This is a genomic window from Hoskinsella mucinilytica (genome assembly GCF_045223415.1).
GTDB lineage: Bacteria > Bacillota_I > Bacilli_A > Erysipelotrichales > Erysipelotrichaceae > Hoskinsella > Hoskinsella mucinilytica.
In genome coordinates this window covers 1-12,801 of sequence record NZ_JBEQZJ010000065.1, presented here as the reverse complement: position 1 = coordinate 12,801, position 12,801 = coordinate 1, and the positions used below count along the sequence as shown (strand labels likewise).

11 protein-coding genes are annotated in these 12,801 nt (G+C 29.6%); all 11 read right to left on the bottom strand.

Annotation, left to right across the window (positions count from 1 at the left end; all coding sequences use genetic code 11):
- Positions 1-8 precede the first annotated feature (8 nt).
- The gene (locus UGRO018_RS16630; protein ID WP_416327633.1) at positions 9-755 is read right to left on the bottom strand and encodes an SDR family NAD(P)-dependent oxidoreductase; all 747 of its coding nucleotides are present in this window, start codon (positions 753-755) and stop codon (positions 9-11) included.
- A gap of 18 nt (positions 756-773) precedes the next feature.
- Complete coding sequence (efp, locus tag UGRO018_RS16625; RefSeq protein ID WP_416327632.1) at positions 774-1,331, bottom strand: elongation factor P; 558 nt, start codon at positions 1,329-1,331, stop codon at positions 774-776.
- A 71-nt stretch (positions 1,332-1,402) separates the two neighbouring features.
- Complete coding sequence (gene pnuC / locus UGRO018_RS16620) at positions 1,403-2,629, bottom strand: nicotinamide riboside transporter PnuC (protein ID WP_416327631.1); 1,227 nt, start codon at positions 2,627-2,629, stop codon at positions 1,403-1,405.
- A 738-nt stretch (positions 2,630-3,367) separates the two neighbouring features.
- Positions 3,368-3,592, bottom strand: coding sequence for a helix-turn-helix domain-containing protein (locus UGRO018_RS16615; protein ID WP_416327630.1), 225 nt, complete (start codon positions 3,590-3,592; stop codon positions 3,368-3,370).
- A gap of 291 nt (positions 3,593-3,883) precedes the next feature.
- Complete coding sequence (locus tag UGRO018_RS16610) at positions 3,884-5,806, bottom strand: UvrD-helicase domain-containing protein (RefSeq protein ID WP_416327629.1); 1,923 nt, start codon at positions 5,804-5,806, stop codon at positions 3,884-3,886.
- A gap of 19 nt (positions 5,807-5,825) precedes the next feature.
- Positions 5,826-7,739 (bottom strand): ATP-dependent nuclease, encoded by a 1,914-nt coding sequence (locus tag UGRO018_RS16605; RefSeq protein WP_416327628.1) that lies wholly within the window; start codon positions 7,737-7,739, stop codon positions 5,826-5,828.
- 42 nt (positions 7,740-7,781) lie between these two features.
- Complete coding sequence (locus UGRO018_RS16600) at positions 7,782-8,309, bottom strand: restriction endonuclease (protein WP_416327627.1); 528 nt, start codon at positions 8,307-8,309, stop codon at positions 7,782-7,784.
- Positions 8,310-8,348: 39 nt separating this feature from the next.
- Positions 8,349-8,714 carry a hypothetical protein gene (locus UGRO018_RS16595; RefSeq protein WP_416327626.1) on the bottom strand — a complete coding sequence of 122 codons (366 nt, stop codon included), beginning with the start codon at positions 8,712-8,714 and terminating at the stop codon, positions 8,349-8,351.
- A 650-nt stretch (positions 8,715-9,364) separates the two neighbouring features.
- Positions 9,365-11,086, bottom strand: a complete 1,722-nt coding sequence (locus tag UGRO018_RS16590; protein WP_416327625.1) for a hypothetical protein — start codon at positions 11,084-11,086, stop codon at positions 9,365-9,367.
- Positions 11,087-11,178: 92 nt separating this feature from the next.
- The gene (locus tag UGRO018_RS16585; RefSeq protein ID WP_416327624.1) at positions 11,179-12,264 is read right to left on the bottom strand and encodes a dsDNA nuclease domain-containing protein; all 1,086 of its coding nucleotides are present in this window, start codon (positions 12,262-12,264) and stop codon (positions 11,179-11,181) included.
- A 110-nt stretch (positions 12,265-12,374) separates the two neighbouring features.
- Positions 12,375-12,587, bottom strand: coding sequence for a helix-turn-helix domain-containing protein (locus tag UGRO018_RS16580; protein WP_416327623.1), 213 nt, complete (start codon positions 12,585-12,587; stop codon positions 12,375-12,377).
- Positions 12,588-12,801 lie beyond the last annotated feature (214 nt).

Genomic DNA, 12,801 nt, shown 5'->3' with positions numbered 1-12,801 from the left:
AAGTTGGATTAGCAACTTCCTTTTTGTCCACCATCGATTCGAATTACAGTATTATTAATGAAATCAGCTTCTTTGCTTATTAAAAACTTCACTAAATAAGCAACTTCTTGAGGGTCACCATAGCGATTCACCATGATTTTTTCAACTTCTTCTTTTAAAAATTGCTCATCATAACCATCCAATTCATTTTCCGTACCAATGAAACCTGGAGCAATGCAATTTACATTAACAAAAGGCGCAAATTCAAAGGCTAGATTATGTGTCATAGAAATCAACGCTGCTTTTGATGCATCATAATCAATACACATCGGATAATAGGTATTCATGCCATTGGTTGAAGCGATATTAATGATTCTTCCATATTCTTGATCAATCATATGGCGATAAACACGTTTACTGCAATTAAATGCTCCTACTACATTTACATCCAATGTTTTTCTAAATTCTTCAGCATTTTTTAAATGAAATAAATTTGATAAATCTATAGCAGCGTTATTGATCAATATATCTACACCGCCTAGTTCTGACTCTATCAAAGATACCATATCATCTACTTCATCTTCCTTAGAAACATCTGCTACAATAGCCATGCAATGCACTCCATATTTTTCAATGATCTTAGTTTTTAATACCTCAGCTTCTTTTTTAGATGTTAAATAATTAATGACGATATCATACCCTTGTTTTGCCAGTTCTAAAGCAATTGCTTTGCCAATTCCTCTAGCTCCCCCAGTAATCAATGCAATCTTATTCATAAATTTAAAAAGAGCTTATTAAGCTCTTCCTGCATACTTTCCATCAGTTGTAAATACAACGATTTTTTCTCCAGTATCAATAAATTGAGGAACTCGCAATGTTAACCCTGTTTCAGTAACAGCATCTTTTGTTTGGTTAGATGGCGCTCCTTTAATAGCTGGATCTGTTTCAGCCACTGTTAATTCTACTTTTTCTGGAACGGAAACTGATAACAATAACTGATCAAAGAACATTAATGAAACAGTTGATCCTTCAATAATATAATATTTATTATCCCCTACTTGATCCTCTGCTAATTCATATGTTTCATATGTTTCTAGATCCATAAAATAAAAAATAGAATCTGCTTCATATGAATATTGTGCATCTTTTCTTGAAATATTTGCTGCTTCAAACTTAGTAGAAGCATTAAAATTTCTTTCTTGAATTGATCCTGTTTTCAAATTTCTCATCTTTGTTTTTAAGATGGCTGCTCCTTTACCTGGTTTTACATGTTGAAAATCCAAAACTTGACAAGGATCACCATCAACGATCAAAGTTAATCCTGTTTTAAAATCACCTGCTGATATAGCCATATTTTCACTCCTAATCTTGCATATTAATACATACTTATTCTATCAATTTTAACATCATTCCACAAGACACATTATGATATTTGTGCTTCTTTTTTTGTTGAATGCTCCTTAATATACCTATTCCACTTGATATAACCATATGTTGTATTCGTAAAATAGCCTAATTTTAAAACCAATAAAACGTATTGTCCTGAAATAACATTGATAACGGCTTCTAGAAAAGCACAAATATACCATGCAATCCACTGTTCTTGTAACCTAAAGAAAATAAATAAACCATTTGCAATTCCTACAGCTGAGGCACAAGCATCAATATAGATAATAATTGTTTCTAATAATTCATTGTTGTAGAAATCCGTGGTAATGTTTAAACCACTAATTAAATATCCGATTACGAATGTCCAAACAATGATTCCAATAATAACTAAAACTTCTTGATATCCTTTTAGTTTTCTTACGACTGTTAATTCATTTTCTTCATCATCTTTGTGCTTTGACCAATTAATATAGCTAATAATATCAATTGGTAACCAGAAAAATAATGTTGTTGCCATTGTCGCAAATCGATACATTAATACGATACATATAGCAATTTCGACTATTTCAACTAATACTGAAACAAGGAAATTATATCGTGATTGCTTAGAAATCAATAATTCACAAAGGATATTTAAAAATGTATCTAATAAATAAAGTAGCATAATGATAATTCCATTTACTCCATTGGCGCTTTCCTCTGGAAATACTACGGAAATAATCGTTGCTAAAACCATAATTGAAATAAACCACGATTTTTCATATGTTGTAAATAGTTTCGCAAAAAACAGCATAATCAAAATGGATAACATCAAGATGAAAGAAGCGATTCCAAAATTGAATAATGGAGCTAATTCATTAGCCCTTACTTGTTTGTAGGAATACTGTACTTCTTGATCGGTTATATTTTGGTGATCAAAATATAATTTTGTCCCATTCTTTGTTTCGTATTCATATGCCGTAATTGTCTTATCATCTAATTTCACATAGTCTTCATATGAATAAGATACAATTAGCTGCTTATCACCATTTGTATAGGTAACATCACAAATGGTGTTATCTTCACTGTAGTCTTCTAATTCAGTATCTCTCGTCATTTGGATACTCTGTTTAAACTGCACATTTTCAACATTGGCATACATATCAAACAATCCATAGCCAATGGATATGATAGAAGCAATACATAATCCAATTGAAAATATTACCTCTATCATTCTTAACCTTTTTTTAGTTTCCATATTTGCTTTAAAAAATTTAATCATATCAAACCCTCTTCCATATTTATTTAATTTTTAATGCTTTTACATTATAATATATTTTTATAGAATTGAAATAACTTTTTTTATAAATTGCAAACACAAAGTATTATGGTATATAAAAACAATATTATAATAAGACCTTGTAAATAAGACTAATCTAATATATCAGTTAATCATTTGGTATATTCTCTTTTTAAACAATTGACTTCGTGTATACATAACAACTATTCTTTTTGCTTTGTTTTAAATGAGAATAACTTATTTCCTAAAGCTACTTTCCCATACTAGAAAATCGCAATAAAAAATTACTAGATGAAATAAACCACTTGATACTCTATCTATGCTTTTATATAATAATTCCTACATTCCTTCAATAATCAAAATCATAAGTGCATTTATACTTAGTTTCAATAAAAGTGTGTAATTTCCTACTTATTTATGTTAAAATCACATATTATTGACCACATACAGATTTGTTTTTGAATTCGTTAACAGAAAAAGTCTTACGGTTTCCTTAATACTTTTGTTAACTGTCTAATCTTATTAGGTTAGGAAAGCCAAGTTTATTTTCTATGTAGTTTAATTTTGCTCCTTATGCTTTTTCAATCTTTGGTTGGTAATCTAATATTCCATCTAACATTGAATTTACCAACTGCAAACCCATAATATTACATTTTTTCTGCAATTTCCGAATCGATAATATATGATGAGGAAGCATTAGGAGCATCTTGTAGAAAATAATCAATCCTTTTTTTCAAGTGCAATACTTATTTTCATAATCATCTCTGTCGAAATTTTATTAAGACCAGTTTCTATTGCACTAAGATGATTATTTGAACATCCACATATAGATGCAAGACAGGCTTGAGTCATTTTTTTCTTCTTGCGTACTTCTTGAATTCTTTTACCGACTTTGACAAAATCAATGCACGCTTCTTCTTTGTAAATAGCCACAATATCTTGCATTATAATCACCTCCATTCGCACTCCTAAGTGCTTTGATTATAAAATTTATCGGAAATGATTAGAACAAACCATCAATGTGGTATTCAATGTAATACTTTGATTTTTGTAAAATTTTATTTGGGAAATCTATCTACTATGTGGAATTTTTTAAAAATAGACCCACAAACGAAATCTTATTCAGCTTGTGGGTCTGTGCATTATTTGATAATACTTTATGAACCTTAAATGCAGCTTATAATATCAATCAATGTTTAGTAACTATATATGAATGTGAATTTTTGACAATATACTCTATTCGCTTCTACAGTCAACTATATCCCAATTGGAAAATGCATTCTCAGATTTTATGTATGTGGATTCTTGCAATGCCAAACAGAGTAATTTTTTTGGACGGCTCATTCCAACATAAACACACTTACGACTACGTTCTACCTCTGTACTTTTTCCCAATTTCCCAACTCCCAAGTATGGTAATACACGTCTTATGTCTGACGAACTACTTTTTTCGGTCTCCACATATAATGTTGCATCATGAGTTTCACCCTTAACACCATGGACTGTATCAAATACAATTTTTCTCTTGTATGTTTCATCAAAAATAATATTATCCTGTGACTTATAGTCAGTCTTTAGAATAGATTTATCTAAATAATAAGAAGGAATTTTTGAAAACACATCTGTTTCATTGCATTCTTTACCTATAATTTCATTTGCTAAGTCAACTATCGTATTATCTATTTCATGAATATTTAAATCCTGTAATGTAGATAAGTTGATTAAGCAACTCGTATATATGTCATAATATTTATCAAAGAGAATCTTTTTTATTGAGATTACCGTATATTTAGAATCTGATTCAGAATCAATTATTCCCATGAAATCAAATAACTTACATAAGATTTTTCGAACTTCTTTTTCAACTGAATAAAGCTTTCCTTTTTCTAATTCATCAACAATCACATTAATATGATTCCAATATCTATTCAAATTTCTCAAATTTTGTTTTGGATTAAATCCATCCCAATAATCACCAATTTTTAAGCCTTTTAATTCTTCACGTTTTACAAGCCCAATAACTTTATATACGCCATTAGAATCATATAAATCGTATTGATTTAGCACATTAACAAATGCATCAATCACTTTATTTCTCGAATCATCATTAAAAACAATTAATGTTGGAACATATTTCAAACAGCCTTTCGATGATTTTATTTCTCGATTGTCAGTTCTTAGATTCACCAAAAAATCTGCAATTTCTTGCCCATATCTATTAGAACAGACCATTTCAATACAATCTTCATTTGGCGTCCATCCCAATTCTTGACTTTTTTCCGAGTTATATATAGCCTGATCTGGATCTCCGATATAAAACACACAAGTTTTATCCTTATCAAATAGTTTATCCAAAACTTGTCGTTGCAACGAGGCACAATCTTGATATTCGTCTACAAATACATATTGAAACCTCTGAGAAAATAAATCAGTATATCCTGACGACAAATTTGAAATTGCTTTCTCTGCATATTTATATGCGTCATTATATGTAATAATCCCATCTGTTTTTAACAATGTTTCTTTTACTTGAATATATTGCTTTGCAGAAGCAGAATTTTTTCTAGCAACAGCACGATTCTGTCCCTTAACAAACAAATCTTCATTATTCATATATAAATTCTGAATATAGTCTAGTTCACTACTAAATTTACCGGAACCATTTTTAACTTGATTCAGTATGAAGTAATGTAAGCTACGATACGGTGACGTACTACGTTTATCACTCCAAATCAAACCATAAAAATAATTTGCATAGGTGACGTCATCAACCACTTGTATAGAGGATTTTGTTATATTTTTTAAATAAGGCTTTGTAACATATTGATCAATGAAAGATTGTATTGTTCCAACATAATTTGGATAGCTCATTAGCTTATCAGCATATCTATTTAGTTTTGTTTTTATTTCATTAACTGCAACATTTGTATGTGATAAAACACATACTCCTGTTCCGTTCGGAAAAGGCATTCTTTCAGCTAATATCTTAAGTTTTGCCAAAAGAACTGTTGTTTTACCACTTCCTGGACAAGCTACAATTTCAGATGATTGCCAACAACGAATGACATTTATTGCATCTTCAGGAAAATAACATGATTCAGGCAACAAAACTTTTTCTACATCTTTTATTTCATCATCTGAGATATACATATCACCCATTCAATCATCATTCCTTTCCTTAATCAACATTATTAACTGAATATTTTATAGCGTCCACCAAGTATTTAAGATAAGGATCATTTACGACTTTATCCTTTAATGTTTGTTTTTTTATGTCATCAATTTTATATTGGTATAAATCAAGATCAAACATATCTAATTCTGTAATACCTTCGGGAGGAATGGAAATACTCCTCTTAATCAATGCAGCAAAGCATTGAGCAACGATTGCTTTTAAACCGCTTTTGCCCGAACCATCTAACATCAAATGATACATTTTATATGCTTTCTCTGAATCAGATAACCCATTCCATTGCTTTTGATCATCCTCAATTTCTTTTTCGATTTCTACCATTTTTTCTTCTGTAAGTGTATATTTGTCACTGTTTTTTATTTTTTTTCCACAGCGAATTGCTCTATGAAATACATCTTGAAGACAACTTAATGCTAAACAATATTCTAATGTCCATCTAGGTGTAATAAAGCCTTTTACTGAACCCATAGTATACTTTTTTACTTTTTTAGTTACTGCTGCTTCTGATTCTTCTATTTTTTCATCAAAAAGCATTTCTCCACCCTCATCTTTAAATTCAGGTTCAATGTCACAATCAGTAATAACTGATATAGGAACATCTATACTTTCATCGTTGCTTCTCAAAAAAATTTTGGAAAATCTTAAAAAAGCTGTACTTCCTACATTTACTATAGAAACACCATGTCTTTCGAGTGGACAATCTATAACATCTGCCAAAACTGGGAGCAATAGATTCTCAGCATCTCCCTCAACCATTAAAATTCCTCTTGCAAAGAATAAGTTAGCTTTAGTGGCATCTAAAAATCTTTGTAAGAACAAATAATCTCCTTTTGCCAACTTGGTGTTCTCGCACGACATATCATACCCTGTTTTATTTTTAAGTAATATAACATTTTTTAAATTGACCTTTGATGCAAGGATTGTACTATGAGTGGAAATAATAATTTGAGTACCTGTTCTATCATATTCCTTTTGTAAATAATCTATTAATCTAAGCTGTGCTTGTGGATGTAGATGAGCTTCTAATTCCTCAATTAAAGCCAATCTTAATCCTCCCGAAGTATCAGAATTTAACAGCAATAACTCTGCCGCAATGAATAATAGATTTAGTTCTCCTAATCCCGGATTTATCTCTGAGACAACTAAAGATAGACTCTCCAATATTTTTCTTAATTGAATATCAGCAACTTTTACCTGTGCTTCCGAAGTTGTTTCAGGAACGTTGAAAGCTGATAAGCTATTTTTAATGCTGTCTAAAACAGTTTTGCCTTCCTCTTCAGTAAAGTATTTTTCTATATCCTCATTCGCATTTAAAAGAATATCTTTAAGCCTATGTTTGTCTTTGTTAATAAACAAAGAATGTCCGGATAATATTTGTGCCAATCTTGAGTTCCTACCAGAACTCATTTCTCGTTCAGCATCTCTTAAAGGTTTTAAGTACACTGTTTTGAGTAGTTCTCTCGCTTTCCCATCTAAAACTACACCTTCTTCAAGAGAACCAACTCGTAATTCAGAATAAATTCTATTCTTTTCTTTCCATGCACGATAGAAAAGATTCATAGAATAAATTGTTTCTTCTCCACAATTTTCAAAACATAAATATTCAATAAAGTTTTTAGCTTCATTTTGAGAGAAACTATCGATTACACATTTGATTCTAAATTCATTTTCAGCATTTCCGTTTTCATCTACATAAAAGTCTTCATCCATTGGACGAACATATTCATTGCTTTGAGTAAGAAGAACAAGTTTAAGAGAATCAATGATTGCTGTTTTTCCTGAATCATTTTCTCCAATTAGTGCATTTAAACCTTTATGAAAAGAAACGAACAATCCCGGTGATTCACCTGATGATTTAAACTGTCTAAAATTGTAAAGTTCCAATTTTGAAACAATCATATGACCCCTCCTTTTTATTTTTTACTTAAGATAATTTGTGTTTTACATTTCTATTTGCTCATAATGAACTCTATTTTTAACTAAATATTTAAAGCTAGAATTCAAGCGTACTTCATCGTGCGAAATCAATACATATGTCCAAGGCTTTCCTTCATTTTCAGCATTCCATTCAGAAACTGCTTTACAATATGCTTTCGTAGCCTTCGCTTTTTCAATGACATCTTTACTCTTAAGCTCGTTACTTGCTTTCGTTTCAATCATAAAAATATCATTATCTGTTTCCACAATGAAATCTGGTTCATATCTGCTCATACCACCCGGACCGTAATAAATATTGAACTGTTTTGGTGACGGTCTCATCCATTTATCTACCATAGTATCGTTTTCAAATACGATTGCAAAACTACTTTCTGTATCACTATCGAATTTATATAATGTGTGGTAAGCTTTCTTAAAACCATTAAATACCTTTGAGCGAACTTCACTTGCTGGTATAGTTGCTCTAAAGTCGTATAATTCATCAGATTTATTTACACCAAAATCAGTTCCAATACAAGAGAATGGTCGCATTTCTGTAGCACGATATTTAACTTCATTCGTATAGAAATGCTACATCATTTGAGCATAAATTAAATCAGCAATAGTTGTTTGAAGCTGATACATAACTTTTACTGCGTCTTCTTCAGATAAATAGGTACAGAAATGAGACTTTACTTCACCGACAAGTTGATAAAGCAAATCGGCAAAAGTAGAATAATCTACATTCTCATGAACGATGATATGTCTTACTATCTCGTTTTCAGCTGAATCCACCCTTGTGGTTGCTACTACTTCAGGATTGTGTTCGAAAGTTTCTCTACCCTCATGAAGTTCAGTTCCAACCATAGATTGACTTGATGGATGCCAATTCATATTTCTTGTTTCCAAATCAAAATCTACAATTCCTCGTTTTACTTCAAAGCCGACATCTTCCATGAATAAAAGGAATTGATTAAAATCTTTTGGCTTCTTATTTTCATCAATTTCAAGCCTGATACCATCACGAAAAGTATCTTTTTTCTTATACTTTGGTTTCTGCTGTCTTTCATTTTGGAATCTTCTTTCAATAAAATGTATCCTGTAAAACGGATACCAGAAAAAGACTACTAAAGGGTCAATCTGGCACCTCGTTTTACGGGGTCTTTTTTGATATACTTAAAGAAAGGAGTTGAGATAATTATGGGGATAAATCATTTTACAAAAGAACAGACTGAAAAAATAAGAAGTACTCCATATGTAAAACATGTCAACATTCATAATCCCACATCACTCCATACTTCTAATCGATAATGGCAACAAAATTTCACGAAAAATACCTGTATCAAATGTGGCAGACAACTATAAAGACCACCTACCACATAAATAAATTATACACTCTCATACTATTCAAACTCGTCATAGCATTCGTAATCTTAAACTTATTTGTTTAACATCCTCCCTTTTATATTCCTTTTTCAATGCTATTTTATACCTGTTTTCTTAATTATACAAGCTTTTGGTATCAATTTGGTATCATAAGATGGTATCAGACAAAGAAATTAGAGCTAATCTTTTTTATATCATAAAATTTTCATCATAACAATATTCTAATGCTTACTTTCTTGCAAATTTAACATTGTTTGAAAAGCTGTAGTAAAATCTTCTGCAACTATAGCATAGTCATTGCTACAAAGTAATTTTTTCTCATTGGTTAATCTAATAATATTGGCATTAAGTTCATTATTGTGTAATTCAGTAGTAGATATTATCAATTGACTCTTTTCAGGGCATTGTTCAAGAATAAACTTCCAAATACGTTCTATTTTTTCTGGTGCTGGTTCTTGCTGAAAAATAGCATCAAGTACAATTGGTGGGCATACTGTAGATGAATATTTAGATGCAATTTTATATATTGTAAATACTTGTACTAAAATAGCACTTGATAAATCATTACCGCCACTTTTAAAACTTATAACAATTTTTTCTAGATCCTTTTGATCGATATCGACAACATGAAGTGAGCTAAGTCCAGATTTAAGGATAGACAAATACTCCTTAACAATTTTACCCTCTTTTTTAGTCATATCTTTTTGTACTTTGCTAATTTCATCAACACGTACTTGCTTAGAACTATATTCATTTTCTAGCGAATGTTTTTCTTCTCTCATATCCAATAATATAGTTTTGCTTCCTTCAGAAATAATTAGTTCATTTAATGTGACCGTTTGCTTTTTAGAATTTAAAATATCATTAACTTTTTTTACATATGTCTCTAAGTCATTCAACTCATCTTGAGCTTTTTTTAATCGCTTAGCAATTTTTTCTCTTTCTTCGAAATAACTTCGTATCATATCTTCACATTCTTCTACTTCTGAGTAAATATGAAATCTATTCTCTACACTATTTTGATGTTCACATCCACAAATTGGACATACTACTATCTCATCTACAATATTATTTTCGATATATTCAACATCTTTTAGTAATTCATTATATGATATATTAGTAACTTTGTACAAATCCTCTAATTCTTTCATATCATTAAAACATCTAAGTATTTCATCTTTTATTTTATTCTTTTTATTCAATTGGCTATTTAATTCTGTTGTAAGAGAATTTATCTCTGTTTCAAATTCACTTATATCAATATTGACTATTAGGAGTTCATCATACTTTTTTATATGCTTTTCAATGAGCTCTGACAATATTCTGATTTTTTGCTTTAATTCTGAGATTTTAATTCCTAATAATGTTTTCTCTGATTGTAAATCATAATATTCTTTACTCCTAATACCCATATGATATAAAATAATTTCTGATTTCCATTTTCCACTAAAAACATCTGCAAAAGAATTCCAAGATCCTGACCATCCTTTGTCTTGATCAATATAAAACGGCATAAATATACATCCAGGATATCCCGCTATTGGTTCTTTATCTTTTTGTATTGGCATTTTAAGATAAAAGTCAAAGAAAGTAACATAAAAATCTCTTAATTCAGCAATGCTTACAAAAAATTTGTTCTCATTTTCTGTCTTCAAAAGAAATCTGTCTTTAAATCTATATAGCTCATAATCTTTACATTTATAATTAAATAAAATCGAAGTAATAATTTCTAAATTATTCCAATTCGCTGTATATTTATTAAGTTTTGCTCCAAAAGCATAATAAATTGACTTTACTACTAAGGATTTTCCAGTTCTGTTTATAGTTTTACCGTTAGTATTATCCCCTGTGATGATATTTAAGCCATCATCAAAATTAATAATTTTAGCTTCTTCATTTCTTTTTGAGATAATTACTAGCTTTTTTAGAATTAATCTTTTCAAATTTATCACTCCTTAAACTTCTAATTAATTTCTTATATTCATAATATTTCCTATTTGGATTTTTTTCTGTTTTCATATTTTTCTCAATAGAATCATTCATCAAATAACTCCTTTATTGCAATAGCATATATATAATATTCAGAATACAACGAAATTATCTCCATTTTAGATATCTCCAGATAAATTTTTTTTATTAAACGCTTATAATCAGTTATTTCAGTTTTAGGTATCATACTTTTAACTTTTTCTAATATTTCAAAAAGAGTATATTCACTAACATTTAGCAAATCAATATTCAGTTTCTTCCATTGTTTATGTATTGAAGTTAATTCATAGGGTGTAAATCCACTTGATATCAAAAGTGGTTGGATACGAGACCATTTTTCAGTAAAGGTTTCATAATTTAGGTCACAAATCAAATTCAAAACATCTTTTCTCGAAATTGATTTCGTCTTCATAAGTTCACTTATATTTTGAGATGTTTTTTCATTATTATTTATTCTTCTAATTTCACTTAAAATACTATTAAACAATGATTTTGTCTTACTAATTGAACTATCAATTTTCATTTCATCTAATTTTTTTAATAATTTACCTAAGACAGTATCTTCATATCCATCTAATCCTAAATCAGATACATCAAAATACACTAATTCTAAACATTTATTCGTACAGCATTCTGCATCTGGGCAAGCAGAACACATGCCATTTTTTATCTTTTCTAAATATGTTGGCGTTAACTCATTTAATATGATTCTATTCCTAGTTGTAGAATCTACTTCGTTGTTCAATTTATTGAAATTGAACCTCTTATTAGATACCAAATGAATGTCCCTTACATCTAATTTGAATTTTGCATAATTTATTATCAATTTTTGAGCAATCGACATTTTTTCAGGATATTGTTCCGCATTTTTTGTAATAAAAGCTGGAGTAATATAACGTGATGCTTTATTATCTGTTTTTATCTGATATAATTCTAGATGGTCTGTTAACTCTCTATTTAGCACAAGAATATCATCATGAAATTCCATAAAAACAATAAAATCTACATTTTGGTTTATTCTCTCGATAATGTAATTAAATGCCCAAACTTGCTGATATGAAAACCTATTACTTGCAATAGCGCCTGCATTTTCCCTCTCTTCAGTTGTTAATAAAGTTTCTAAAATGTTCAAGTTTCCTCACCCCTTTTATGTCAGCCATCACATAGCAAATGTATTTGATTATGTGTAAATTGTGATTGATTAATATATCAGATTTACTTCATAATTTTTTGAGTATCATATCAAAATTTATTATCATCAGGAATATGTTCCATTACATCATCCAATCCACAATTCAAAACATTACATAATTTATCAATTGTTGAAGTGTATACAACTTTATTTTTCTTCAGCCGATCTAATTGCCCTTTACTCAAATTGTACTCTCTTAGTAAGGTATTCTGACTGATTCCCTTTTTACTAAGTGTTTCCCACAGCTTATCATATTTTATCATTCATGTCACACTCCACTTGCTTTTTCTTTATTATCGCAGTATTATGTATTTGTATAATATCCCCACTATCGGGGATATTATACAAATACATATAGTCATAAGATCCCGAGTTTGACACTTTAAAATCTAAAAAGCATCGAATATCCTTTATTTATGAGGTTTTCGATGCTTTTGCTATTTATAGAATGTATGTGATTATTTATTTTGATAATTT